Origin of the sequence: Brachybacterium sp. NBEC-018 (genome assembly GCF_024860185.1) — a bacterium.
Taxonomy (GTDB): Bacteria; Actinomycetota; Actinomycetes; order Actinomycetales; family Dermabacteraceae; genus Brachybacterium; species Brachybacterium rhamnosum.
Genome location: NZ_CP100650.1, coordinates 1790721 through 1815657 on the forward strand (window position 1 = coordinate 1790721; position 24937 = coordinate 1815657).

General features: G+C 70.3%; 27 protein-coding genes. 12 read left to right on the forward strand and 15 right to left on the reverse strand.

Going from position 1 to position 24937, the window contains the following annotated elements:
- Nucleotides 1-256: 256 nt before the first annotated feature.
- On the forward strand, nucleotides 257-1705 hold the full coding sequence (locus tag NLU66_RS08080) for a PhoH family protein (protein ID WP_259362383.1): 1449 nt from the start codon (nucleotides 257-259) through the stop codon (nucleotides 1703-1705).
- 104 nt (nucleotides 1706-1809) lie between these two features.
- Here NLU66_RS08080 and NLU66_RS08085 read toward each other — a convergent pair whose 3' ends face one another.
- Together NLU66_RS08085 and NLU66_RS08090 are read right to left on the reverse strand one after the other, a co-directional pair.
- Nucleotides 1810-3225 (reverse strand): class II fumarate hydratase, encoded by a 1416-nt coding sequence (locus NLU66_RS08085; RefSeq protein WP_259362384.1) that lies wholly within the window; start codon nucleotides 3223-3225, stop codon nucleotides 1810-1812.
- Nucleotides 3226-3288: 63 nt separating this feature from the next.
- Entirely contained in the window at nucleotides 3289-4200 is a 912-nt protein-coding gene (locus tag NLU66_RS08090; RefSeq protein WP_259362385.1) for a carbohydrate kinase family protein, read from the reverse strand.
- Nucleotides 4201-4256: 56 nt separating this feature from the next.
- On the opposite strand from NLU66_RS08090, the gene NLU66_RS08095 reads away from it, so the two are divergent.
- A complete protein-coding gene (locus NLU66_RS08095; RefSeq protein ID WP_259362386.1) occupies nucleotides 4257-4898 on the forward strand; it encodes a DUF4245 domain-containing protein in 642 nt (213 codons plus the stop codon).
- 24 nt (nucleotides 4899-4922) lie between these two features.
- Here the strand turns inward: NLU66_RS08095 and NLU66_RS08100 are convergent, their stop codons facing one another.
- Entirely contained in the window at nucleotides 4923-5204 is a 282-nt protein-coding gene (locus NLU66_RS08100; RefSeq protein ID WP_259362387.1) for an exodeoxyribonuclease VII small subunit, read from the reverse strand.
- A complete protein-coding gene (gene xseA, locus NLU66_RS08105; RefSeq protein ID WP_259362388.1) occupies nucleotides 5201-6505 on the reverse strand; it encodes an exodeoxyribonuclease VII large subunit in 1305 nt (434 codons plus the stop codon). The genes NLU66_RS08100 and xseA overlap by 4 nt, the downstream gene beginning before the upstream one ends.
- A 177-nt stretch (nucleotides 6506-6682) precedes the next feature.
- On the opposite strand from xseA, the gene NLU66_RS08110 reads away from it, so the two are divergent.
- Nucleotides 6683-7687, forward strand: coding sequence for a 4-hydroxy-3-methylbut-2-enyl diphosphate reductase (locus tag NLU66_RS08110; protein ID WP_259362389.1), 1005 nt, complete (start codon nucleotides 6683-6685; stop codon nucleotides 7685-7687).
- A gap of 65 nt (nucleotides 7688-7752) precedes the next feature.
- On the opposite strand, the gene NLU66_RS08115 is transcribed toward NLU66_RS08110, so the two are convergent.
- A complete protein-coding gene (locus NLU66_RS08115; protein WP_259362390.1) occupies nucleotides 7753-8964 on the reverse strand; it encodes a DNA recombination protein RmuC in 1212 nt (403 codons plus the stop codon).
- A gap of 62 nt (nucleotides 8965-9026) precedes the next feature.
- Complete coding sequence (locus NLU66_RS08120; protein WP_259362391.1) at nucleotides 9027-9389, reverse strand: winged helix-turn-helix transcriptional regulator; 363 nt, start codon at nucleotides 9387-9389, stop codon at nucleotides 9027-9029.
- A gap of 174 nt (nucleotides 9390-9563) precedes the next feature.
- Here NLU66_RS08120 and NLU66_RS08125 point away from each other — a divergent pair, with 174 nt between their 5' ends.
- The 5 genes from NLU66_RS08125 to NLU66_RS08145 all read left to right on the forward strand — a co-directional run bounded on the left by NLU66_RS08125 (nucleotide 9564) and on the right by NLU66_RS08145 (nucleotide 15566).
- A complete protein-coding gene (locus NLU66_RS08125; RefSeq protein ID WP_259362392.1) occupies nucleotides 9564-10214 on the forward strand; it encodes an NAD(P)-dependent oxidoreductase in 651 nt (216 codons plus the stop codon).
- 90 nt (nucleotides 10215-10304) lie between these two features.
- Nucleotides 10305-11390 (forward strand): redox-regulated ATPase YchF, encoded by a 1086-nt coding sequence (gene ychF / locus NLU66_RS08130; RefSeq protein ID WP_259362394.1) that lies wholly within the window; start codon nucleotides 10305-10307, stop codon nucleotides 11388-11390.
- Nucleotides 11391-11976: 586 nt separating this feature from the next.
- Nucleotides 11977-13023 carry a DUF4238 domain-containing protein gene (locus NLU66_RS08135; protein ID WP_259362395.1) on the forward strand — a complete coding sequence of 349 codons (1047 nt, stop codon included), beginning with the start codon at nucleotides 11977-11979 and terminating at the stop codon, nucleotides 13021-13023.
- Between the two features lie 120 nt (nucleotides 13024-13143).
- Nucleotides 13144-14964 carry a DUF4209 domain-containing protein gene (locus NLU66_RS08140; RefSeq protein ID WP_259362396.1) on the forward strand — a complete coding sequence of 607 codons (1821 nt, stop codon included), beginning with the start codon at nucleotides 13144-13146 and terminating at the stop codon, nucleotides 14962-14964.
- 161 nt (nucleotides 14965-15125) lie between these two features.
- Nucleotides 15126-15566, forward strand: a complete 441-nt coding sequence (locus tag NLU66_RS08145) for a hypothetical protein (RefSeq protein ID WP_259362397.1) — start codon at nucleotides 15126-15128, stop codon at nucleotides 15564-15566.
- A 136-nt stretch (nucleotides 15567-15702) separates the two neighbouring features.
- On the opposite strand, the gene NLU66_RS08150 is transcribed toward NLU66_RS08145, so the two are convergent.
- Together NLU66_RS08150 and NLU66_RS08155 are read right to left on the reverse strand one after the other, a co-directional pair.
- Entirely contained in the window at nucleotides 15703-16230 is a 528-nt protein-coding gene (locus NLU66_RS08150; protein WP_259362398.1) for a hypothetical protein, read from the reverse strand.
- A 281-nt stretch (nucleotides 16231-16511) separates the two neighbouring features.
- A complete protein-coding gene (locus tag NLU66_RS08155) occupies nucleotides 16512-17054 on the reverse strand; it encodes a dihydrofolate reductase family protein (protein ID WP_259362399.1) in 543 nt (180 codons plus the stop codon).
- 108 nt (nucleotides 17055-17162) lie between these two features.
- Here NLU66_RS08155 and NLU66_RS08160 point away from each other — a divergent pair, with 108 nt between their 5' ends.
- On the forward strand, nucleotides 17163-17801 hold the full coding sequence (locus NLU66_RS08160; protein ID WP_259362400.1) for a TetR/AcrR family transcriptional regulator: 639 nt from the start codon (nucleotides 17163-17165) through the stop codon (nucleotides 17799-17801).
- A gap of 153 nt (nucleotides 17802-17954) precedes the next feature.
- Here the strand turns inward: NLU66_RS08160 and NLU66_RS08165 are convergent, their stop codons facing one another.
- Together NLU66_RS08165 and NLU66_RS08170 are read right to left on the reverse strand one after the other, a co-directional pair.
- Entirely contained in the window at nucleotides 17955-18311 is a 357-nt protein-coding gene (locus NLU66_RS08165; protein WP_259362401.1) for a VOC family protein, read from the reverse strand.
- A 25-nt stretch (nucleotides 18312-18336) separates the two neighbouring features.
- On the reverse strand, nucleotides 18337-19380 hold the full coding sequence (locus tag NLU66_RS08170) for an aldo/keto reductase (RefSeq protein WP_259362402.1): 1044 nt from the start codon (nucleotides 19378-19380) through the stop codon (nucleotides 18337-18339).
- 72 nt (nucleotides 19381-19452) lie between these two features.
- Between NLU66_RS08170 and NLU66_RS08175 the strand changes: the two genes are divergently transcribed.
- Both NLU66_RS08175 and NLU66_RS08180 read left to right on the forward strand, forming a co-directional pair.
- Nucleotides 19453-19989 (forward strand): TetR/AcrR family transcriptional regulator, encoded by a 537-nt coding sequence (locus tag NLU66_RS08175; protein WP_259362403.1) that lies wholly within the window; start codon nucleotides 19453-19455, stop codon nucleotides 19987-19989.
- Nucleotides 19990-20437: 448 nt separating this feature from the next.
- Nucleotides 20438-20827, forward strand: a complete 390-nt coding sequence (locus tag NLU66_RS08180) for a hypothetical protein (protein ID WP_259362404.1) — start codon at nucleotides 20438-20440, stop codon at nucleotides 20825-20827.
- A gap of 74 nt (nucleotides 20828-20901) precedes the next feature.
- Here the strand turns inward: NLU66_RS08180 and NLU66_RS08185 are convergent, their stop codons facing one another.
- Nucleotides 20902-21525 carry a glyoxalase superfamily protein gene (locus NLU66_RS08185; RefSeq protein ID WP_259362405.1) on the reverse strand — a complete coding sequence of 208 codons (624 nt, stop codon included), beginning with the start codon at nucleotides 21523-21525 and terminating at the stop codon, nucleotides 20902-20904.
- Nucleotides 21526-21707: 182 nt separating this feature from the next.
- Nucleotides 21708-22559, reverse strand: a complete 852-nt coding sequence (locus tag NLU66_RS08190; protein ID WP_259362406.1) for an NAD(P)H-binding protein — start codon at nucleotides 22557-22559, stop codon at nucleotides 21708-21710.
- 143 nt (nucleotides 22560-22702) lie between these two features.
- Here NLU66_RS08190 and NLU66_RS08195 point away from each other — a divergent pair, with 143 nt between their 5' ends.
- The gene (locus NLU66_RS08195) at nucleotides 22703-23284 is read left to right on the forward strand and encodes a TetR/AcrR family transcriptional regulator (protein ID WP_259362407.1); all 582 of its coding nucleotides are present in this window, start codon (nucleotides 22703-22705) and stop codon (nucleotides 23282-23284) included.
- Nucleotides 23285-23308: 24 nt separating this feature from the next.
- Here the strand turns inward: NLU66_RS08195 and NLU66_RS08200 are convergent, their stop codons facing one another.
- The 3 genes from NLU66_RS08200 to NLU66_RS08210 form a co-directional block, all read right to left on the reverse strand.
- The gene (locus NLU66_RS08200) at nucleotides 23309-23854 is read right to left on the reverse strand and encodes a dihydrofolate reductase family protein (protein ID WP_259362408.1); all 546 of its coding nucleotides are present in this window, start codon (nucleotides 23852-23854) and stop codon (nucleotides 23309-23311) included.
- Nucleotides 23855-23962: 108 nt separating this feature from the next.
- A complete protein-coding gene (locus NLU66_RS08205; protein ID WP_259362409.1) occupies nucleotides 23963-24256 on the reverse strand; it encodes a DUF4287 domain-containing protein in 294 nt (97 codons plus the stop codon).
- Between the two features lie 84 nt (nucleotides 24257-24340).
- Complete coding sequence (locus NLU66_RS08210; RefSeq protein WP_259362410.1) at nucleotides 24341-24910, reverse strand: PadR family transcriptional regulator; 570 nt, start codon at nucleotides 24908-24910, stop codon at nucleotides 24341-24343.
- Nucleotides 24911-24937 lie beyond the last annotated feature (27 nt).

A 24937-nucleotide genomic window follows, 5' to 3' on the forward strand; every position in this document is an offset into this window, starting at 1 on the left:
TCCCCTGACGCACGCCCTCGGGCGGGGTCGACGACCCGCCGTCACTCGCCCGTCCGGGCAGGTCGGGTCACCGCTGGATCACGGCCGCCGCACGGTCCCCGGCCCGCGCGCGGGCGGTGGCAGGATGGACGTCATGTGATCCGGACAACACCGGATGACGATCGGGTGAACGTCGATCCCGTGCCCCGCGGGAGGCGCCCGAGCACGGCTGCCGGGAGCGCTAGCCTCCAGGCAACCGCACAGGACGGAGGCTCCCATGGACGAGACCACCACCACCCGCGAGACGCTGACCGAGCAGGTCGTCGCGGGGGACGCATCGGGATACGGGGCGGGAACGGCACCGCTGGGGAGCGCGCCCGTGGTGCCCTCGCTGCGACCGGGCGGCGCGCAGGAGGTGCTGCAGGACCTCGAGACCGGCGTCATCACCTACGTCCTGGACACCTCGGTGCTGCTCGCGGACCCGCTCTCGCTGAACCGCTTCGCCGAGCACGACATCGTGCTGCCGATCGTCGTCATCACCGAGCTCGAGGCCAAGCGCCACCACCCGGACCTCGGCTACTTCGCCCGCCAGGCGCTGCGCATCCTCGACGACCTGCGCGACCAGCACGGCAACCTCTCCCGCCCGCTGCCGATCGGCAAGGACGGCGGGCACGTGCACGTCGAGCTCAACCACATGAGCACCGCCTCCCTGCCGGACGGCTTCCGCCTCGGGGACAACGACACCCGCATCCTCGCCGTCGCCAAGAACCTGCAGCTCGAGGGCAAGAACGTCGTGCTGGTCTCCAAGGACCTGCCGATGCGCATCAAGGCCTCCGCCTCCGGCATCCACGCCGAGGAGTACCGCGCCGAGCTCGCCCGCGACCGCGGCTACACCGGCATGGTCTCCGTCGCGACGGACGAGGCCACCGTCTCCCGGCTGTACGACGGCGAGGAGGTCGAGCTGCCCGAGGTCGCCCACCACCCCGTGCACACGGGCCTCACGATCACCTCCAACCGCGGCTCGGCACTGGGCCGGCTCACCCGCGACAAGAAGGTGCGCCTCGTCCCCGGCGACCAGACCGTGTTCGGCGTCTCCGGCCGCTCCGCGGAACAGCGGATCGCGATCGACCTCCTGCTCGACGACTCGATCGGCATCGTCTCCCTCGGCGGGCGCGCGGGCACCGGCAAGAGCGCCCTGGCCCTGTGCACCGGCCTCGAGGCGGTCCTCGAGCGCCGCACCCAGCGCAAGATCATGGTGTTCCGCCCGCTGTACGCGGTGGGCGGCCAGGAGCTCGGCTTCCTGCCCGGCGACCAGGGCGAGAAGATGGGCCCGTGGGGGCAGGCGGTGTTCGACACCCTCGGCTCGATGGTCTCCCAGAACGTCATCGACGAGGTCGCCTCGCGCGGCATGCTCGAGGTGCTCCCGCTGACCCACATCCGCGGCCGCTCCCTGCACGACGCCTTCGTGATCGTCGACGAGGCGCAGTCCCTCGAGCGCAACGTGCTGCTGACGATGCTCTCGAGGATCGGGCAGAACTCCCGGGTGGTCCTCACCCACGACATCGCGCAGCGGGACAACCTGCGCATCGGCCGCTACGACGGCATCGCCTCCGTCGTCGAGGCGCTCAAGTCCCACGAGCTGTTCGGGCACATCACGCTGCAGCGCTCGGAGCGCTCGAAGGTCGCCGAGCTCGTCACCCACGTGCTCGACGAGCCCATCGACTGAGCGGGGGCCGACGGGGCCGGCCCGTCGGCCCCCGCCCGGACGCACGCAGGGCGCGCCACCGAGGAGGTGGCGCGCCCTGCGCGGTCCCGGGGCCCGGGAGCGGATCAGGCCTTCGGCGCGGTCATGGAGAGCACGTCGAGGGCGGAGTCGAGCTGCTCCTCGGTGAGCTCGCCGCGCTCCACGAAGCCCAGCGCGATGACGGCCTCGCGCACGGAGATCCGCTCCGCGACGGCGTGCTTGGCGATCTTCGCGGCGGACTCGTAGCCGATCAGCTTGTTCAGCGGCGTGACGATCGACGGGGAGGCCTCCGCGTAGAAGCGGGCCTTCTCCTCGTTCGCGGTGAGGCCGGAGACGGTCTTGTCGGCCAGGACCGTCGCGGCGTTCGCGAGCAGGCGGATCGACTCGAGCAGGCTCGTGCCCATGAGCGGGATCTGCACGTTCAGCTCGAAGGCGCCCTGCGCGCCGCCCCAGGCGATCGCCGCGTCGTTGCCCACGACCTTCGCGCACACCATGAGCACGGCCTCCGGGATCACCGGGTTGACCTTGCCGGGCATGATCGAGGAGCCCGGCTGGAGATCGGGGATCGCGATCTCGCCGAGGCCCGTGTTGGGGCCGGAGCCCATCCAGCGCAGGTCGTTGCAGATCTTCGTGACGGAGACGGCGATCGTGCGCAGCGCGCCGGACATCTCGACGAGGCCGTCGCGGGCGGACTGCGCCTCGAAGTGGTTGCGCGCCTCGGTCAGCGGCAGCGAGGTCTGCTCGGCGAGGTTCGCGATGACCTTCTGCGGGAAGCCGATCGGGGTGTTGATGCCGGTGCCGACGGCGGTGCCGCCCTGGGGGACCTCCGCGGTGCGGGGGAGGGCCGCCTCGACCCGCTCGATGCCGTAGCGCACGGCCGCCGCGTAGCCGCCGAACTCCTGGCCCAGCGTCACCGGGGTCGCGTCCATGAGGTGGGTGCGGCCGGACTTCACGACGCTCTTCCAGGCCTCGGCCTTCTCCTCGAGCGCCTCGGCGAGGTGCGCGAGGGAGGGCAGGAGGTGCTCGACGACGCCCTGCGTCACGGCGACGTGTACCGAGGTGGGGAACACGTCGTTGCTGGACTGCGAGCAGTTCACGTCGTCGTTGGGGTGCACCTCGAGATCGCCGCGCGAGGCGAGGGTCGCGAGCACCTCGTTCATGTTCATGTTCGAGCTGGTGCCGGAGCCGGTCTGGTACGTGTCCACCGGGAACTGGTCGTCGTGCTCCCCGGCGATGACCTCGTCCGCCGCGGCGACGATCGCCTCGGCGATGCCCGCGTCCAGGACGCCGAGCTCGACGTTCGCACGGGCGGCGGCCTTCTTCACCTGGGCGAGCGCATGGATGTGCGCCGGCTCGAGGCCCTGGCCGGAGATCGGGAAGTTCTCCACCGCGCGCTGGGTCTGCGCACGGTAGAGCGCCGAGGCCGGCACCCGCACCTCGCCCATGGTGTCGTGCTCGATGCGGTACCCGTCCTGATCGGCGGCGCTGACGGTCTGGGACATGGAGGAACCTCCTGGTTGATGCTCGTTCGGGATGGTGGTCGGTGCCCCGCGGGGCGGGGTGGGTCAGGCCAGCTCGTGGGCCCAGGGCGGGTTCGCCCCGGCGCGGGACACGGTCACCGCGGCGAGACGGGCGGCGCGGCGCAGCACGCCGGCGAGCTCGTCGGAGGGCAGCTCGCGCAGCTGCTCGCGGTGCTCGGGACCCAGCAGGGTGCGGTGGGCGAGGGCGTCGAGCAGGCCGGCGGAGAACGTGTCCCCGGCGCCCACGGTGTCGACGACCTCGACGCGCTCCGGGGCGACCTGCACGCGGCCGGCGTCGGTGAAGCCCACCGCGCCCTCGCCGCCGCGGGTGAGCACGGTGACGGCCGGGCCGAGGGGGCGCCAGGACGCGACGACGTCCTCGACGTCGTCGGTGCCGTAGAGCCACTCGACGTCCTCGTCGGAGGTCTTGACGATGTCGCTCAGCGCGATGTTCGCCTCGACGATCGGCCTCACCCGCGCGGGATCGCCCATGAGGGTGGGGCGCGCGTTGGGGTCGTAGCTGATGAGGGAGGTCGCGCGGTGGCGACGCAGCACCTCGGCGACGGTCGCGGCGCCGGGCTCGAGCACGGCGGCGATCGAGGAGGTGTGCACGGCATCGATCCGCTCGGGCAGGCCGGAGGGGTCCGGGTCCCACACGAGGTCGAAGGTGTAGGTGGCCGCGCCGGTCGCGTCGAGCACCGCCTCCGCCGTGGAGGTGGGGGCGTCGACGATCGCACCGCCGGTGAGCTGCACGTGGGACTGCTCGACGTGCGCCCGGATCGCCGCGCCGCGCTCGTCGGAGCCGATGCGGGTGAGCAGGTGCGCGTCGTGTCCCAGGCGGCCCAGGGCCACGGCGACGTTCAGGGGGGAGCCGCCGGGGTGCTCCTGACGGTCACCGTCGGACTGGACGACGATGTCGGTGAGGGCTTCTCCGGCGATGAGGAATCTCGCTGTCACCGGGTGATCATCGCAGGTTTCGCGGGGAGGGGCGAACACGGGTGACAATGGGGGACATGCATGCCCAGCCCGAGGACTCCCCTGACCGCTCCGTCGCGACGGCGGCGGCCCCGGACGGCGACCCGGAGCAGGCACCGCGCACCTCGAACTACGAGCTCCCCTCGCGCAAGAACACGTCCCTGCGCAACATGACGTGGGCGCTCGGCATCATGATGGCCGTGGTCGCGCTGTTCGCGGTCGCGTTCTTCGGCGTCGGCAACGATCTCCAGCGGGAGGTCCCCGAGAACTCGCGGCTCGACGTGGCCGCGAGCGCGGAGCGCGCCCAGGCCGAGGTGGACTTCCCGGTCGCGCACCCGGCGCTCGAGGACGACTGGACCGCCCGCAGCGCCCGCCTCGACGGCGCGGACCCGGCCGCGTGGACGATCGGCTACACGTCCCCCGCCGGGCACCTCGTGTCCCTCGAGGAGCAGGGCGAGGTCACCCCGCAGCTGCTCTCCGCGCAGATCCCCGGCTCCACCGTCCAGGAGGAGACGACGATCTCCGGCGCCGCGTGCCAGGTCCTCACCGGGGAGGGGGAGGGCGGCACCCAGAACGGCATCGCCTGCCAGGGGGAGGACTTCGGGATCCTCGTGCACGGCAAGGCCGATCCCGAGGAGCTGCGCACCGTGATGGAGGCGGCGCTCACCTCGATCGGCTGAGCGGGGACGAAGGACCGGTCGCGATCAGCGCTCCTGCTCGCCCCCGCGGCGTGCGGCGACGGCGTCGTCCAGGCGCTCGCGGGCGCCGTCGAGCCACTGCTGGCAGCGGCGGGCGAGCATCTCGCCCCGCTCCCACAGCGCGATCGAGTCCTCGAGCCCACCCTGCCCGGACTCGAGGCGGCGCACCACGTCGACCAGCTGGTCGCGGGCGGCCTCGTAGCTGAGGGCGGCGACGTCCTCCGGCAGCGGGGCCTGGTCCTCGCCGCTCGGCTCGACGGGCTCCACGGATGCATCGGGGCTGGTCATGAGGTCTCCTCGTGGGTCGGGGGGATGTAGGGGTCCTGCGCGGTGCGCTCCACGCCGAAGCGACCGCCGGCCACCCGCACGGACAGCGCGTCGCCGGGGGCGGAGTCGTCGGGGGAGCGGAGGACGCCGCCGTCGGGCGTCTGCACCACGGCGTAGCCACGCTCGAGGGTCGCGAGCGGGCTCAGCGCGCGCACCTGGCGGCCCAGGTGCACCACCTCGTCCCGCGCGCGGTCCAGACGCGAGCCCATGAGCGTGCGGGCGAGCGCGATGCGGGAGCGGATCTCCTCCTCGCGGCCCGAGAGGATCGAGCTCGGGTCCTCGAGCACGGGACGCGAGCGCATCGCCTCGAGCGCGCTCTGCTCACGGTCGATGCGGGTGCGGATCGCGGCGCGCAGCCGCGTGCGGCCCAGGGTCAGCTGGTCCCGCTCCGCCTGGATGTCCGGCACGACGCGCTTCGCGGCGTCGGTGGGGGTGGAGGCGCGGACGTCGGCCGCGAGGTCGATCAGCGGGGTGTCCACCTCGTGCCCGATCGCGGAGACGATCGGGGTGCGGGCGCCGGCGACGAGGCGCACGAGCTGCTCGTCGGAGAACGGCAGCAGGTCCTCGAGGGAGCCGCCGCCGCGGGAGATGACGATGACGTCGACCTCCGGGGCGGCGTCGAGCTCGGTGAGCGCCGCGGAGACCTCCTTCACGGCGCGCGCACCCTGCACGGCGACCTCGCGGATCGCGAAGCGCACGGCGGGCCAGCGCCGCTCCGCGTTGACGACCACGTCCCGCTCCGCGGCGGACTCGCGGCCGCAGATGAGCCCCACGGTGCGGGGCAGGAAGGGGAGGGGCTGCTTGCGGGAGGCCTCGAAGAGCCCTTCCGCGGCGAGGCTGCGGCGCAGCTGCTCGAGCCGGGCGAGCAGCTCGCCGAGGCCGACGGGGCGGATGTCGTCCGCCTCGAGCTGGAGGCTGCCGCGCTTGGTCCAGAAGGTGGGCTTTGCGTGCACGACCACGCGCGCGCCGGGCACGGGCTCCACGGGGAGTGAGCGAAGCACGTGCTCGCGCACCGGGACGGAGAAGGACATGTCGACGTCGACGTCCCGCAGGGTCATGAAGGAGAGCCCGGCGCCGGGCCGCCGGTTGAGCTGGACGATCTGTCCCTCGACCCAGATCGGGGACATGCGCGAGACGTACTCGCCGACCTTCACCGACAGCTGCCGCAGCGGCCACGGGTTCTCCAGCGTGGTCTCCGCCGCGGTCGCGGCGGGCGCGGGCCGCGGGGCGGCCGCGGACTGCTCGGGGAGGGGCTCGGTCATGGGTCCACTCTGGCACGCGCGGCGGACACCCCGGGCCCGGCACCGCCGGCGGGGGACGCACGGGCACTGGGGAGGAACGATCGGTGCGAGGTGCCGGGCCGGCGTGTGATGTGGAGGTGTGGTGAGGCATGGCGCACCCCCGTGCCACGGGGCCTGCAGGTTTCCTACGATGGAGCGGTGAGCACCGGAACCGTCCTCCTGGCCGAGCCCCGCGGGTACTGCGCGGGCGTCGATCGCGCCGTCGTCGCCGTCGAGCGTGCCCTCGAGCACTACGACGAGACCGTCTTCGTGCGCCACGAGATCGTGCACAACAGGTTCGTCGTGGACCGTCTGAAGGAGAAGGGCGCCGTGTTCGTCGAGGAGGTCGACGAGGTGCCCGAGGGCGCCCTGGTCATCTTCTCCGCGCACGGCATCTCCCCGAAGGTCCGCGAGATGGCGGAGGCCCGGAACCTCCGCACGATCGACGCGACCTGCCCGCTCGTGACGAAGGTGCACAAGGAGGCCGTGCGCTTCGCCCGCGAGGACTACGACATCCTGCTCGTGGGCCACACCGGCCACGAGGAGGTCGAGGGCACCGCCGGCGAGGCGCCCGATCACGTGCAGATCGTCAACTCCCCGGACGACGTCGAGCACGTCACCGTGCGCGACCCGGAGAAAGTCGTGTGGCTCTCGCAGACCACGCTCTCCGTCGACGAGACCATGGAGACCGTGGACCGCCTGCGCGAGCGGTTCCCGACCCTGCAGGCGCCGCCGAGCGACGACATCTGCTACGCCACCCAGAACCGCCAGGTCGCGATCAAGAAGATCGCCCCGGACGCGGATCTCGTGCTCGTGGTCGGCTCCCCGAACTCCTCGAACTCGGTGCGGCTCATGGAGGTCGCGCTCGAGGCCGGGGCGAAGGCCTCCCACCGCATCGACGACGTCTCCGAGCTGCGCGAGGAGTGGTTCGAGGGCGTTGGCTCCGTGGGCGTCACCTCCGGCGCCTCGGTGCCGGACGTGCTGGTCCAGCAGCTGCTCGCCGAGCTCGCCGAGCGCGGCTACGGCGACGTGAAGCCCGTGCGCACCGCGACCGAGGACCTCATGTTCTCCCTGCCGCGCGAGCTGCGCCAGGAGATGAAGGCGGCCGGCGAGTCGGACCGCCGCACCCGCCCCTCGGGCGACCGCGCGACCGCGGAGTCCTGAGCGGCAGGCCCTGAGCTTCGGGCTCGGTGCGCTGAGCTCGGCGCCCGGACGCGTAGCCGGACGGCTCAGCCCGCGCGGCTCTCCCGCCCGGCGTCGCGGCCGTCGGCCCCGTCCCCGCGGGCGAGATCGGCGATCTCGTCCTCTCCGAGGCTGCGGGAGCGGCGCGTGAGCTGCTCGACCTCGTCGATCGAGGAGGCCGTGAGGCCCAGGTCCTCGAAGCGGCGCGCGGTGACCATGACCCGGGACTGCAGCGAGCCGACGGCGTCGTTGAACGCGGCGACGGAGGAGTCCAGCGAGCGGCCCACCTTGCCGAGGTGACCGCTCAGCGTCGCGAGCCGGTGGTGCAGCTCGCGACCCGCCTCGAGCACCTCGCGGGCGTCCTTGTTCAGCGCGTCGGTGCGCCAGGTGTGCGCGACGGTGCGCAGCAGCGCGACGAGCGTGGCGGGGGAGGCGATGACGACGTCCTTGGCGAAGGCGTGCTCGAGCAGTCCGGGCTCCGACTCGAGCGCCGCGGCGAGCACGCCGTCGCTCGGCACGAACATCACCGTGAACTCGGGGGTGTCCCCGAGGGAGGCCCAGTAGGACTTCTTCGCGAGGGCGTCGACGTGGCCGCGCAGGGCCTTCGCGTGGGCGCGGCGGCGCCCCGCGGCGTGGTCCGGGTCGGTCTGCTCGATCGCGTCGAGGTAGGCGTCCATCGGGGCCTTCGCGTCGACGACGACGTGCCGGTCCCCGGCGAGGTGGACCACGAGATCCGGCCGCTGCCCCCGCTCGCCGCCGGCGCTCGTGCCCGCGTGCTGCTCGGTGAAGTCGACGTGCTCGAGCATCCCGGCGGCCTCGACGATCCGGCGCAGCTGCACCTCGCCCCAGCGGCCGCGGGCGGTGGGCGCGCGGAGGGCCGTCGTCAGCGCATGGGTGCCCGCGTCGAGCCGCTCGGTGCGCTCGGCGAGCTCGCCGAGGTGGCGGCGCAGGGCGCCGTCGGACTGCGAGCGGAGCTGCTCGGTGCGGGCGAGCGCCCGCTCCACCTGGGCGAGGGACTCGGAGATCGGGGCGAGGGTGCGGGTGAGCTGCGCGTCCCGCGCGTGCTCGGTGGCCTCGCGCCGGGCGCTGTCCCGCTCGAAGCGCTCCCCGGCGAGGTCCAGCAGGGCGGTGGACTCCGCCTGCCGGTGGCCGTGGCCGGCCTCCGCGGCGCGCACCCGCTCGCGCAGCAGCAGCCAGGTCACGGCGGCGCCGAGCGCGGCCCCGGCCAGGAGGATGAGGATCACGGTGAGGGCGTCCATCCGCCCAGCACACCACGGGGGCCCGACGAACGACGCCTGCCGCGCCGTTCGCGAGGATGCGCTCAGGAGGCGGCCACGCGCTCCCGGGAGCTCTGCACGGCGCCGAGGTTCTCGACGGCCCAGGTGATGAGTGCGCCGAGCGGCTCGAGCAGGGAGCGGCCGAGCGCCGAGAGCTCGTACTCGACGTGCGGCGGGATCTCGGGGTAGACGGTGCGCTCGACGAGGCCGTCGGCCTCGAGGGCGCGGAGGGTCTGCGTGAGCATCTTCTGGGAGATGCCGTCCACGCGCCGCGAGATCTGCGAGAAGCGCTGCGGCCCGCCTTCGAGGGCGTTGATGACGAGCACGGTCCAGCGGTCCCCGATGCGGTCCAGCAGCTGCCGGGAGGGGCAGTCGCGGGCGTAGGGGTCGACGTCGAGGACGGTCATCGGGGTCTCCTCCGAGGGGCGCGGGGCGGGTGGGCGGCGGCGCGGGGACGGTTACCGGAAAGTGCCTACTTCCCGACGGAGACTAGGTTACCTACAGTGAGCATCAAGGTCCGCGGCATGTGCTGTGGGTGATCATCATCAGCGGCGCCTCCAGGGCGCCCGGAAGGAGAGCACATGGCTCGCATCGTCGTCCTCGGAGGGACCGGCTACGCCGGCACCGGCATCGTCACGGAGGCCGCATCCCGCGGCCACGACGTCCTCTCCGTCTCCCGTACCGCCCCGGAGTCCCTGCCCGCCGGCGCTGCGCACCGCGCCGGCGACCTGCGCGACGAGACCCTGCTCCAGGAGGTCGTGAAGGGGGCCGACGTCGTCATCGCCGCCTCCGCGCCCCGCGGTGACCTCGCCGAGCCCGGCACGCTCCGCGCCGCCTACGCGGCCGCCGCGCGCATCGCCGGCGAGCAGGGCGCACGCTTCGGCGTGGTCGGCGGCGCCGGCTCCACCCTCGTCGCCGAGGGCGGCCCGCAGGTCCAGGACACCCCCGACTTCCCCGAGGCCTTCACGGCCGAGGCGAAGGAGCTCACCGACGTCCTCACCGACCTCCGCGAGGACACGACCGACCTCGACTGGTTCTTCGTGAGCCCCGCGGGCGGCTTCGGCGCCCATGCGCCGGGGGAGCGCACCGGCACCTACCGCGTGAGCGACGACCTCCTGCTCGTGGACGAGGCCGGGAACTCCGCGCTCTCCGCGGAGGATCTCGGCGTCGCCTTCGTCGACGAGATCGAGAAGCCCGCGCACCACCGCGCCCGCTTCCACGTCGCCTACTGAGCGATCAGCAGGGCCCGGCCCGGGAGTGAGACCGGTGGCTCACCGGATCCGCTCCCGGGCCCCGCGGCCCGCCCCGTAGAATCACCTCCCGTGGCTCTCTCTATCGGAATCGTCGGACTGCCCAACGTCGGCAAGTCCACCCTCTTCAACGCCCTGACCCGCGCGGAGGTCCTCGCGGCGAACTACCCGTTCGCCACGATCGACCCGAACGTCGGCGTCGTCCCGCTCCCGGACCCGCGGCTCGCGCAGCTCGCCGGCGTCTTCGGCAGCGAGAAGCTCGTGCCCGCGACCGTCTCCTTCGTGGACATCGCCGGCATCGTCAAGGGCGCCAGCGAGGGCGAGGGCCTCGGCAACAAGTTCCTCGCCAACATCCGCGAGGCCGACGCGATCTGCCAGGTCACCCGCGCCTTCGCTGATCCCGACGTGACCCGCGTGGACGGCTCCACCGACCCGTCCGGCGACATGGAGATCATCACCACCGAGCTCATCCTCGCGGACCTCCAGACCATCGAGAACGCGCTGCCGCGGCTCGAGAAAGAGACCAAGCGCGGTCTCATCGAGGCGAGCGTCCTCGAGAACGTGAAGAAGGCGCAGACGCTGCTGGAGACCGGCGTGACCCTCTTCCAGGGTGCCGAGAAGGCCGGCATCGAGGTCGCCGAGCTGCGCGAGCTGCAGCTCATGACCGCCAAGCCCTTCATCTACGTCTTCAACACCGACGAGGAGGGCCTCGCCGACACCGCCTCCCAGGACGCGCTGCGCAAGCTCGTCGCCCCTGCCGAGGCGATCTTCCTCGACGCCAAGTTCGAGGCCGAGCTCATCGAGCTCGACGAGGACGAGGCCAAGGAGATGCTCGAGTCCACCGGCCAGGAAGAGTCCGGCCTGGACCAGCTCGCCCGCGTGGGCTTCCAGACCCTGGGCCTGCAGACCTACCTCACCGCCGGTCCCAAGGAGTCCCGCGCCTGGACCATCCCGCAGGGTGCGACCGCCCCGCAGGCCGCCGGCGTCATCCACACCGACTTCGAGCGCGGCTTCATCAAGGCGGAGATCGTCTCCTTCGACCACCTCCTCGAGGCGGGCTCCATGGCCGAGGCCAAGGCCAAGGGCTGGGTCCGCATGGAGGGCAAGGAGTACGTCATGAAGGACGGCGACGTCGTGGAATTTAGGTTTAATGTCTAGAAACCGCCAAGAGTACCTGCTGACCTGCGAAAACAGTATGAGGTCCGTAGGTGGCGAAATGCGACCCACGTGCCCGTCTGACATCTGCTTTGGGTCCCAGTCTCGCGTCTGAGCATCCGCGATCGGCGTCACGGCAGGCGCGCAGCCCGGTTGGACGCGGTTGCGAGCGCGTCCGGCCTCCTCGGTCATTCGGCGCGATGCTGACTCATTGTGGTTCTCCGCCGGTGCTGTCGTCATCGACTTCGGGCATGCCGCGGGCGACCATGACGACGGCGCGCCGGATGCGGCGCTCCGGGCAGCTATGCGTGCTCGGCTGATAGGGGCGTCCGTCGCCTGTAGAGGTCGTGTTCGTATGGCCGCAGGACATCTTGATGTGCCAGATGTAGGTGGTGGATCTGTCGCCGCTGTACACGACTGCGAAGAGCTGTTTCTTCCCCTTGTCGCTCAGACTGGCGGTCCCGTAGGGAAGACTGTCGCCATGAAGAAGGGGTCTGCAGTTTGAATCGAAGAGGTGCGCAGATGTGCGACGTAGGGGGAGCTGCATGGGTGAGGGCGATTCAGGTGCGACCGCAGAGATAGTGCGCACATGACTGGCAAGAAGAGCACGGCGAAGCTGCATCACTATGTGCCGCAGGGGTACCTTCGAGGCTTCGCGACGGGCCAAGAGCGCATCAGGGTCGTACCCCTCGACCGCTCCCGGCAGCCATACACGCCGAGCGTGAAGAACGTGGCTGCGCAGAACCACTTCCACACGGTCGGTGAGTTCGATGAGCCGGATGCGTTCGAGAAGGCGCTGAGCGAGGTCGAGGGCCAGGCCCTCGGCATCATCAAGGGCTTCGCCAACGGCGAGTTTCCTCCCTCCGAGGAGAACAGGCGGGCCTTCGCCCACTACACGGCGTTGCAGAGCGTGCGAGGGCCGGATACTCGGAGGACGACCGAGCATCTCCGCGCGACCATGGTCCGGCTGGAGGTGGGTGCTGGTGGTCGCAAGAATGTCGGTGCGTGGATCCGTGACAATCTCGGATTCGACCCGACGCCGGAGCAAGAGGATCGAATCTGGAACGAGGTCACGCAGCCCGGTGGACCGCCGATCGGATTCTCCAACCTGGCTCACATCCAGAACGCAGTCGAGACCGCGATCGAACTGACGCCCTACCTTGCGATCCGCCCCTGGGCACTCATTCGCTTCGACCGACGCTCCCTCATCACATCGGATGCTCCGGTCAGTCTGGTGCGCCGACCGGACGACGAGCCGTGGGAGGGAGTCGGCTTCGCGACGGCATGGGGCGTCACGTTCCCGCTCACGCGTAAGTTGGGGCTCCTCATGAGCGATCCCATGGCGACGTTGGAGGGTGCCGGAGCGGACGATCCGCGTGTCCAACAGCTCCGCGAGATGGTGCTTGCCGGACGGATAGACCGGATCCAGGCCGGGACCACAGCAATGGAGAAACTGTTCAATCTGCACACCGCGGAGTCGGCTGGGGAGTACGTCTTTCACCACCCCGAGGACGAGCGGTATGTCCCTGTCAATCTGCCCGAGCCGGACCTGATCAACATCAAACCGATCGGAGGACTCGTCGACATGGACTTCGACGGTGAGCCGCTGTTCGCGCCCAACGGACGCGAGGGCTGACTGGACAGAGGGAAAGCGCGGAGCACCAAGGCATGACGACCTCAGACGGCTCGGGCTAGCGTCGTCGGCGGCGATGATGTTCCGGTAGAGGAAGTGTGGCGTATGAGCATGGGAGATTCGGTGAGCGACGCGATCGACCCGACGTGGTGGGAGGACGTGCTGGCGGCGGCGTCGCTTGATGACCGCTATGAACCGCCAGAGTTGTTGTCATCGCATCTCGAGCGGGCGGCTGCCGATCCGGCCGTCACGGGGCTTCACGCACAAGTGCTGCGGGTGTTGGCGATGGTGTCGTCGGCGATGCTGAACGCTGAGGACTGGCTGGAGCCGTTCGCACCCGCGATGCAGATCAGTGGCAAGCGGACTGTGGTACCGGCGGACTTCGATGCCGACCAGGTGGCGTTACTGGCACGTATCGCTCCTCTCGTCGAACGTGATGATCTGCGGGCTCGGGTCGCTGATGTCGCCTGGGTCTACGGGGAGCGATCGGACGTTGCGATGTTGGACCGGGCCATCGACGCTTATCGGGCCGCGCCGCTGACGGACGATGTGTGGTTCAGCGTGGGGAAGGACGCGTGGGTTCGAGCGTTCGAGCTTGCAGCACGGCGCGGCCCGGACGGCCAGGCGCGTGTGGAGGAAATGTCGGACGCGCTGAAGGCCCAGGTCGTGGCCGGCGAGGTCACGGACAGCTTTAGAACAGTGGGGTTCGCGGAGACATTGCGCCAACACGGTCGTGTCGACGCTGCCGGGCGCACTGAGGTGCGCGAGGCGCTGTTCGCGCTCGCGGCACAGGCGTCGTCGGAAACCCCTCGCCTGTCGCGCCATCTCGAGCGTGAGGCGCTCGCGTGGCTTAGTGGGTCGGACTCGGCAGCGACGAGCTCTGCGACCGAGCGCGTTGCGCGGACTTACATCACAGAAGCCGATTCCCGCATTCAGACGGACCCAGAGGCGGGCGCGCTGGCCGAGGGCCATTTCTTGGAGAAGGCCATCGCAGTCCTCCGAACCCTCCCGCGCTCCTACCGGCTCGAGAACGGACTCGACGAGCTCATCGACAACCTCCGCATTCGGTTGCGTGAGAGCCGGGAGTCGTCGATGGAGCAGATGATGCGTATCCAGTCGGACCCGGTCGATCTGACTGACGCAGTGTCCTACGCACGGTCACAAGTCTCGGGTCACGCGGACAAGTTCGACGCGCTCGCTGCATTTGCCATGCTCGCACCGCCGCTAGACGAAGCCAGTACGCGCGAGAACGCCGCGAAGATGCTGGAGGGCACCATCAGCCACCTCTTTGGATCATCTACGTTTTCCTCTGACTTCCGGAAGATCGCATCGAGGCCCGGGTCTTCAGGTCAAGCCGATGAGGACGCGGTGTGGGCCGAGATGGTCCGCACGGTGTTTTTTCATTCCCAATTGCTCGGAAAGGGAATCATCCAGCCTGCGCAAGAGGTCCTGACTACTGAGCACCGGTTCAGTCGGCAGTACATGGTGTCGCTGTGCGTGGAGTCGCCGACAGTGCCCGAGGGGCACGAGACGTTGTGGGGCGACGGGCTGGCGCTCGGCATGGGCGGAAACTTCGGCGCTGCGGTCTCTGTTCTGGTCCCGCAGTTGGAGCAAGTCGTGCGGGTCATGTTGAGGCGGCACGACGTGTACACGTTGTTCGTCGATGAGCAGGGCGTGGAGAGTGAGAAGAGCTTGAACGCGCTTCTCGACATGACCGAGACCGAGGACGTCTTTGGTGCAGGGATGGTCATGGAGATGAAGGCAATGTTGGTCGTCCAAGGTGGTCCGAACCTACGCAACGACCTCGCGCACGGCCTTCTCGATGACAACTCGGCGTGGAGCTACTCGGCGCTCTACATGTGGTGGTTCTGTCTGCGGCTGGTGACGTGGCCGGTCATCGAGATGATTAGCCGCGCTCGGACCCAGTCAGCAGAGTCTGGCTGAGACCCGATGGCGAAGGGCACTGGCGGCGACCTCGTTCCGTCGGGCGCAGGTGTCTCGTGACCCAGATGTCTCTAGGTGCCTGAATGCGGTGGAGGTCCGTTTCAAAGTCTGACCCTTCGATGAACGGCGGTGCGTGAGTGGTCCCCGGGCGATCGAGGCGGATGCAGCTGCGTCTCGCCAGGAAGCACTGGGCGATCGTCGCTGCCACGGCGGCGCTGGCGGTCGGCGGGTGCGCGTTGGTCTGGTCCTGGGGTGCCTGGGGCGTGTTCGTCGCCTGTGCTGCTCTGATGCTGGTGGGTTCGGTGGCCCCGGCTCTGCTCCTTCTGCCGCGGTCCGCGGTGACGCCGATGCTGGTCGTGCAGGTGACGTCCTGCGCGGTGTGGCTCATGCTCATCGGATGGGGGCTGGTCATGCTCCTGGACCCGGAGTACGCCATCGGCTGGGTGTTCCCAGGGAAGAGCGGCGTCGGTGGGCGCGTGGAGGACGAGGACGACGCTTGGTTGATCGGCTGGCTCATTCTCATCTCGGGGCTCTTCGGCACGGTGGCAGTCCCCGCCCTCGAGATCATCCCTCGCATCCGTCGTGCTCGACGGGAGCCGTGACCTCGATAGGCGCGCGGTCCGGGGTGGGCTGTCCGTCGAGTCCGCGGGTCGACCGCCCGAGGCGGTGGTCTCTCCCCGGAGGTCGCTCCGTGCCGGAACCGGTGGAGCTCCGCCTCGACGTGCGACCCCGCGGTGTTCAGGTCTGCTTGTGCTTCGTGGTCTTCACGACCTGGATCCGCCGTGCCCTGAGCGTCGCGACGACCTCCGCGAAGGGCTTGCGGTACTCGGCGGCGGGGTAGCGCAACAGCCTGACCCGCACCGTGTGCTCGCCTTTTCTGGACGCGGCCCCGGGGACGTCCAGTGGTTGCTTCACTCGCAGCACCAGATCCCGGTTCAGATCATTCCTGCTCCACAGGAGCGGGACCTTGGCCTGGTTCATGTGCTGGACCGCGGTCGCTCCCGTGATCGAACCCCAGGGGACCACGTGGCCACCGCGGACGACGACGCCGGCGTCGCCGAGCTCCAGATCGATCGCGTCGTCGCCGGTGCGCATCGCGCCTCGGACCCCCGACATCAGGCCGTACAAGCCGAAGGCCAGACCCACGGCCCCGAGCGCCAGCGGCCCTCCGCAGAGCCCGATCGCGGCCCTGCGCACCGACATCTCGGGCATGACGTTCGCCACCAGGTACAGCCCCAGCACGAACAGCGGCGCGCCCAGGAGCACCAGGACCAGGCTTCGCCGGATCCTCGGCCGGTGGTGCTCGCTCCTGCTCGTGAAGCTCCGCGTCGGGGGACGCCGCGCTCCGCTTCGCTTCATCCGTCGAGATCCTTCTGGTCGGTGCGGTGGAAGAGCCATCCTACGGAGGGAGCTTCGAGACCGACTCACGGTGCAGGAGTCGGTGGCCGGTCCGCGGCGGCGTCGACGTCATCAGCCCGCATGGCTGTCCGTGCCGGAGCGCGGTGGAGTTCCGCTTCGACGACTGACCCCGTCCTGGGACGTCCGTGCTAGCGGAGGACCCGGTAGCGCAGGTGGGTCTCGCTCGCGAAGGCCGATGTCTCGAGGCGTTCGAGCTCGACGTGCTGGCCGAGGCCGGCGAACAGCGAGATGCCGTCGCCGAGGAGGACAGGCGCGACGTCGAGGTGCAGCTCGTCGACGAGCCCGAGCCGGAGGCACTGCCGCGCGATGCTCCCACCCAGCAGGCTGACCCAGCCGTCGCCGGCATCCCTGGTGGCCAGCCTGACGGCCTCGGCGATGTCGTCGACCACGAAGGTGTAGGTGATGCCGTCGTGCTCGATCGGCTCGTGGGCGCTGTGGGTCATGAGGTACATCGGCACCTTCACCATGCCGCCGTAGGGGATCTCGCCGTCCTCGATCGTCCGGGTCCTGTTCGCCCCGCCGACCACCGCGCCGATCCTGCTCATGACCCTCTTGACGACGGCATCGTCCTCGGGAGCGGACGGGCGGCCGAACATCCAGTCGACACCGCCGTCCGGCGCAGCCATGAATCCGTCGAGGGTGATGGTGGCGTGGACGATCACTGTGGCCATGGTGCGCTCCTCCGATAGAGAGGTGAGTCGGCGGACTCACCGTGGTGAGAAGTGTGGGGCACGAACGGAGGTGAGTCAACCGGCTTGCCTCTATGCGACACTGGGACGATGGCGCGCGGGCACTCCTCCTACCATCGAGATATCGCCGCGGCCAATCGCGCATCGATCCTCGCTGCGGCCGCGCTGCTGTTCACGGAGAACGGGTACGACCGCACGGCGCTGGCACGGGTCGCCGAGCGAGCGGGGGTGTCCACGGCGACCCTCTTCAAGCAGTTCCCGACCAAGGCGGAGCTGTTCGAGGCGACGGTGCTCACGGCAGGGACGTCTCCGGCTCCGGAGCCCGTCGACATCCCGAACGGCGACCTCGCCGACGGGCTGATCGTGCTCGGTGCCGCCTACGTGGATCTGCTGGTCCGTCCCGAGATGATCGCCCTGATGCGGACGGTGATCGCCGAGTCGCCGAGGCTCCCCGAGCTTCGCGAGCGCACCTTCGACTTCGGCACGCTGCCGGTGCTCGAGGCGCTGGGGCGCTATCTGCGAGACGCGCACGCGGCGGGAACGGCCGAGATCGACGATCCGGATCTGGTCTCCGCACAGTTCCTGGGCATGATCGCGTCCGCCGTCTTCTGGCCGCGCTTCATGCACGGGACGTGGTCGATCACCGAGGAGGAGCAGTCGCGCGTCGTCGAGGAGGCGGCACGCACGATCTCCGCACGCTTCTCCACTGCTGGGCGTGGTCGCCAGTAGAGGGTGCTCAGTGAGATGACGTCGTGGTGCACCGTCGGCGTCGGGTCAGCTGCACGAACGGATGTGCGGCGAAGGTGTTCGGACGGTCGGGTCGGCCTTCCGATCTCAGAAGGGTTGCGGTGACGTCGGGGAGACCCGCAGGAATCGCACGGTTCACCGGCGGATGCAGAACGGGTGTCCTGCGGGATCGCGCATCACGCGATGGCTCTCGGGAGCCGGCTGGTGCGGGTCCTTGGTCGCCCCGAGCGCGAGGGCCTCCACCTCCGCGCTGTCGAGGTCGTCGACGGTGATGTCGAGGTGCATCTGCCGGGATCCCCCGAACGACGATCCCGTGGCGGGCTCGAAGCCCTCGATCCGGACCGCGCCGAGGATCAGACTCCCGGCCCTGACGGCGCAGTAGTCAGGGGTCTCGAACGCGATCTCGCCGTCCAGGAGGCCGGCCCAGAAGGTCGCCAGGGCTCGCGGGTCGGCGGAGTCGAGGTTGATGGCGGCGATGGATGCAGTGGTCATGGTTCTTCTCCTGGGGGTCGGGTGATCAGGCGACGGGGATGAGCGGGGCACCGACGAGGGACCGGTCCCCGTCGGTGCCGGAGGCCCATGCCGCGGAGACGTCCTCGTGGGGCGTGCCCAGGGCGGGTGCTCCGGCGGCGTCGAGCAGCCGGTGGTGCTCGGTGCTGAGCTCCGTGGTCATCGCACTGAGGTAGCTCTCGAGGTGCTCGACGGTGCGTGGGCCCACGACGGGCAGTAGCGAGGTCGTCGCCTGGATGGAACGCCGCCGCAGCCACGACAGGGCGATCTGGACAGGGCTGAGCCCCGTCTCGCTCGCGACGGACAGGACGGCGTCGAGGACGGCCTCACGCCGTCCGTCCTCCGCGGACGCGCCGCGGGCGGTGAGCCTCCCGCTCTCGCCGCGGCGGTACTTCCCGGTCAGCAGCCCGCCGGCGAGAGGGGAGTAGAGCAGGACTCCGAGTCCGTGCGCCTCGGCCATGGGGAGGGTCTCCCGCTCGGCGGAGCGTTCGGCGAGGCTGTACTCGGTCTGGATGCCGGCCAGCAGGGACGGATCGTGCGCCTCGGTGCGCACCGCTGCCCCTGCGGCGCGCCAGGCGGGGAAGTTCGAGAGCCCGCCGTGGAGGATCTTCCCGGTGCGGATCAGGTCGTCGAGCCCGGCCAGGATCTCCGGCATCGGCGTCAGCCCGTCGGGGAAGTGGGGCATGAGCACGTCGATGCGGTCGGTGCGCAGTCGACGCAGGCTCTCCTCGACCGAGCGGACCATGCTCCTGCGGCTGTTGCCCGTGGTCCCCGGCGGCACCGTGGCGCTTCGGCTGCCGCTGTACTTGGTGATCACCACGAGGTCGTCCCGGCGGCCGTCCAGCAGCTTCCCGAGGATCGACTCGGCCTCGCCGCCCTGGTAGATGTTCGACGTGTCGATCGTCGTGCCGCCGGCGTCGACGAATCGATCGAAGATCGCCCGCGAGCCCTCGACGCCCGCGGCGGTGGGGGCCGTGCCGAAGTTGGCCGTGCCGAGGACGTACTCGGACATCCGCAGCCCGGTCCGACGACCGAAGGTCTGATAGCGCATCTGGAGGGCCTCCCGGGGCGTGGTCGCGACTATGCTGGCGACGCTAACACAGAAAATGAGGACTCATTCATTATGCCGAAGGTCAGCCAGTCGCACCTCGACGCCCGACGACAGCAGATCCTGGACGCCGCGCGGGAGCAGTTCGCCTCCCGCGGCTTCGCCCGCACCTCGATGACGGACATCGTCGAGGCGCTCGGGCTCTCCGTCGGATCGATCTACCGCTACTTCAGGAGCAAGGACGAGATCGTCATCGCCATCTGCGAGCAGTCGAGCCAGGCGCTTCCCGACGAGCTCACACGGGCGGGCATCGGCCACTTCCTGGAGAGCGTGCGCGCGCAGGCCCGGGACGACGGGCATGCCGCCCTCATCATGCAGATCTACGCCGAGGCGGCGGTCAACCCGACTCTTCGGCAGCTGGTCTCGGGGCAGCTCGACGAGCTGCGCGCCTCGGTGGAGTCGCGTCTCCCGGGGCGAGACGCAGGGGGGCGCCAGGAGATCGCGGAGACCTTCGTGGCGCTGTCGCAGGGCTACGTCGGCCAGCTGGCCGTCCGCGGCGACGTCGACCCTGCCCCGTTCGTGGACGCTCTGGCCGCACTCACCGCTTCGTGATGTCACCGTCCCGATGCGTTGTCGCGGCGTGTCGGATGGCCCCAAAAGCGTGCAAGCCGCATCGGTCCATTGATGGCGGGCGGGAGTCGTCGTGATGAGGGCCTCGGGGGAGTGGTGCGCGGGGCTTGCGTCCGTGCTCCTGCTCGTGCCTGGATGCGGCCGGCCGTGGGCCCGTCTCTGTGTCCCCGCGCTGGGGATCATCTCCGGTTGCTGCGCAGTGGAGTCCGGACAGTGATCGGCGGCGCCCTGCGGGTGCCGCCTTCTTCCGCCGACCGCCGGTGCGTCGACATTCGAGTGCGCCAGGTGTGTGATCCTGTGCCTGAGGAATCGCCGGTCGGCGGCGATGGATTCTCGTGGGCCAGCAGGGCTCGCGACGTGAGGGGGCTGTGGGATGAGCGGTGGTCGAGGTGAAGCGCGGAAGCTGATCCCTCTTGATTGGGACAGTTACATGCTCCTCGATGGCGTGATCTATCAGAGCTCCACCATCACTCCGAAGGGCAAGGGGAACGTGGTGCTGATCTCGGTCGATCGAATCGGCCACAAGGTCACGCGTGAAATACCCATCGGCGAGAACAGGACCGAGTTGATCGAACCGACGGCGACGATCCATGGCGAGAGAGCGGAAGCGCTGGTGGTCCTCGACGACGGCAGGGTGGACTTCGGGCTGTCGACGTATCCGCGCCGGTGGCCGGCGGACGTTCCCCTGAGCAGGTGGGGCATGCCTGAGCGTGCGGGCGATGGATTCTGGGTCGGAAAGGTCGAGATCTCGGAGCTGTCAGACATCGACGACGGCATCCCGGACGAGTGGCGGCCCTTCCTGCCGGTCGACGGTCTCTAGGCGTGACCGCCGTCGCGACCTGACCGCCGCCCCGGCACGGCGAATCGCTGTCGGCGACGTCCGTCGCAGATCAATCACCCCACGAAGGCGATCCCGTTGCCGTCCGGGTCCCGGATGATGAAGTCGGTGCCGCCCCAGGCCTGCTTGGTCAGCTTCTGTGCGATCTCGACGCCGGCCGCCCGGAACTCGGCGTAGAGCTCGCGCACGGTGGGCGCCTCGATGTACGCCATGATCAACTCCATCCGGCGCGCGACCTCGGCGTCGAGGGCCGGCTCGTGCACGAGCTTCAGGTGCAGTCGGGCGCCGTCCCGTGCGACCGCCCCGTAGAACGGCGGGCTCCCGTGGAGGAAGTCGATCCGGAAGCCGAGCATGTCCCGGTAGAACGCGGCCGCGGCGTCGACGTCGGCGACGTGCAGCACCGGCGTGCTCGTGAGGGCCCCGGCCTGCCGGGACTCCTCCCCGGGGGACGGCACGGTGTCCGCGCTCGACTTCAGATCGGTCCAGCTGGCGTGCCCGGCCTCGAGGGCGATGATCTCCTGCGCCTCGTGGAGAGAGAACGGCAGGGTGAGCGCATCACGGTCGGAGAGCGCGCGATAGCGGTCCAGCTGTCGGATGCGGCCGCCGATCGAGTGGTTGCCCTCGCGGTGCCAGCGGACCAGCAGCTTGGCCTGTTTCCTGTACGTGTCGATCGTGGGCATGACGCTCCTTCGTCCGAAGAGACGTCGGTGGGCCTTGCCCTTCCGGCTGCTGCCGTTGCGCCCGACGACCGGGAGTGACCCGCGCCATGGCGCACGAAGATAGCACGCGTCGACGAGGCCCTCGCGGGCGGGCCCCGATCCGGGTGGGCCTTCCACTCGCGAGGATCGGGCCGTCGCTCGCGTCAGAGGTCCAGGTCCCTCAGCTGCTCGGTGAGTCCGCGAGGGCGGCGGCCCAGGAGCTGCGTGAGCGTCGGATCCGCGCGGGAGAAGTGCCCGTCCCGGGTGGCGCGGAGCATCGACAGGGTGAAGCGTGCGACGCCTTCGGGGGTGCCGCCCGCCGTCATCTCGGACACCCATCGCTCGTCGTCGACGACGGTGCGCGAGATCCGGCGTCCCGTGATCACGGTGAGGGAGGAGGCGAAGTCCGTGAGGGTGATCGGCTCGGGCAGCGTCAGGTCGACCGGGCCGTCGACGGCGTCCTCGGAGGTGAGGATCGCGGCGGCGGCCTCGGCGGCGTCGCGCCGATCAACCCAGGAGAACGGGCCGTCCGCCGGCATGGCGATCACGCCGGTCTCGCGCCATGCCCCCAGGAGCTGACGGGGGTCGCCGTAGAAGCCGTTGCGCAGGGCGGTCCAGGCGACCCCGGACTCCGCGAGGTGCTGCTCGGTCGCGGCGTGGATGGCGAGCGGCGGGTACGGCGAGTCGACGGCGGTCCCGTGGGTGCTGGTGTACAGGATCCGCCGGGCGCCGGCGGCGACGGCGGCGTCGATCGCCGCGCGGTGCTGGGAGACGACGTCGGCCGTGAGGTCGCTGGAGGAGACCAGCAGCACCTGGTCGGCGCCCTCGAACGAGCGTCGCAGGGCGTCGGGGTCGTCGTAGCTTCCCTGCCGCACGCGGACGCCGCGGCGCGCGAGGTGGCCGGCCCGCGAGGGATCACGGACGCTGACGCCGATCTGCTCGGCAGGGATCCGCTCCAGCAGGTGCTCGACGGTGAGTCCGTTGAGCGTCCCGGTCGCTCCGGTCGCGATGATCATGGTGCTCTCCTCCCGGCGGGGGCGCTCGACGGTCCGGTCCGCGCCCCGCGCATTAACTTGACTCTCGTGGTCAACTTCTGTTCGGGTAGCATCGTGCGCCAAGTTGACCTTGATGGTCAAGTTTCTGTGGTGCGGAGGAAGAGATGGCTGATGCGGGGGCGCCTCACGCCTTGAGGGCGGATGCGCGTCGCAACCTCGACAGGATCCGCGCGGCGGCCGTGACGCTCTTCGGCGAGCGCGGCCTGGCCGTGCCGCTCGACGAGGTGGCGGCGGCGGCCGGGGTGAGCAAGGCGACGATCTTCAACCGGTTCGGCGGGCGGATCGGCCTGATCGATGCGGTCATCGACGAGCTCGTCGCGAACGAACTGCTGGACGTCATCGGCACGGCGCGGGAGGTCCCCGATGTCGGCGACAGGATCCGTGCCTACGTCGGCGCACTGCGTGATCTCCAGTACCGCCTGCCGGCGGTGAACGGGGTCCTGCTGCAGCAGTTCCCCGAGTCCGCGCCCCTGATGGAGCTGTGCCACGCGGGGGAGTCCTTCCATGACGAGGTCGTCGCGGAGGGTCATGCGGCCGGAATCCTCGCCGCCGGATTCGAGGCCCGCGACCTCCATGCGCTGACCCTGGACAACGCCCTCGCGCTCGAGCACGGCGGCCGGCCGGCCCGGGCCGACTACGACCGCCGGACCGCGTTCGTCCTCGACGGGATCTGTCGTCCCCGCTGACGCGGCGGCGTCGCCCCCTGCCCCTCAGCCCGCGCGTGCGTAACGGACGGCGAGGTTCCCCCGCGGGAAGGATCGGACGTCGATCAGCCTCAACCGGGTGAGCTCGGTGAACAGCGGGCTGCCGCCGCCGTGGGCGAAGGGACCGATGAGCAGGTGGTACTCGTCGACGAGGTCCTCGCGGACCAGCGCCTGCGCCAGGCGGACGCCCCCGTGCGCGAGGATCGGGCCTCCGTCCTGTGCCTTCAGCGCGGCGACCTCCTCGGCGAGGTCCCCGGAGTGCACCGTCGTCGTCGCCCAGGGGGTGTCGATCGGTGAGCGGGAGAAGACGACCTTGGGGATCGCGTTCATCGCGTCGGCCTCGGGACCGGACTGGAAGGGCCAGAACCCTGCCATGTCGCGATAGGTGCGGGAGCCCATGGCGTGGACCCCGGCCGAGCCGAGCAGGGCTGACATGTGGGCGATGAACTCCTCGTCCTCGTCGTGCTCGGCGACGAGGTCGTCACGGCCGCCCGGGGGCGCTGCGGCGTAGCCGTCGAGGGACAGGCTGTGGCGGAGGATCAGCGGGCGCATCGCGGCTCCTTCGATCGGATCGCGCCATCTCGTGGAGGGCGCTGTGCGTGACGGTACTCGCCCGCCTGGGACCTGCGCCGCTGCCGGGCCAGGTCGCCCGGGGCCGGGTCAGCTCCCGGGTCTGGTCGCCGCGCCGTCGAGCCACAGCGTCTCCGACTCGTCGCGGTGGACGCCGTCGGAGCCCACGTGCTCGGTGCTGATCGTCGGCCCCTTCTGGATCACGTGGACGAGCGCCATGCCGTGACCGCGCCCCAGGTTGTAGTCCTCCTTGAGCCAGGCGAGGATCTCCCCGGCCTTGGTGCCGGGCTTGTCGAGCTGCTTCTCGTGGGCGATGTCGACGAGCTGCCGGGGTGTGAGCCCGGTCTTCTTCTCGATGGTGTCGAGGTAGGCCTGGAACGACATCGGTGTCTCCTCCGTGGTGGTGGGCGCCGATCGGCGCCCGGTGATGAACCTAGGGCTGGGGGTGGACGGTGGCAAGAGGTGCGGTCATGTGCCTCCATCGTGCTCGCCGCGCAGGACGTAGGCGCCGGCGCGGAGGGACGCGATGAGGGCGGCCGTCCACTCGATCTCCGCGGTGGCGGCCCGGTTCCAGTAGCTGATGGCCTCGACGTGGTGGGCCCAGTCCTCCTCGGGGTTCTGCTCGTGCTCTCTCACCATGCGGTCCCGCCTGCTGCGGAAGGCCGTGAGCCGTCGCTCCAGGAGCTCGATCGCGCGGTCCCGCGTGAGCTCGGGGAGGAGGCCGATCGCCGCGACCGTCTGCTCCGGCGTGCTCTCATCGGAGGCCAGGGTGTGCTCGAGGAGGTCACGGAACGTGCGTCGCCCGGCCTCGGTCGCCCGGTAGCGCGTGCGCGAGGGGCCGGCCGACGGGGAGTCGTCCTCGACCACGTCGAGCTGCCCCTCGGCCTCGAGCCGGCGCAGCGCGTGGTAGATCGACCCCTGGCCGATGCCGCCCCACAGGTCGATCCGCCAGGACTCGAGGTCCTTGCGGACCTGGTACCCGTGCGCGGTGCCGCGGCCGATCACCGCGCCCAGCACCAGCAGTCTGACCGTTGACATCCCTCACTCCTTGATCGTCCGCCTCGG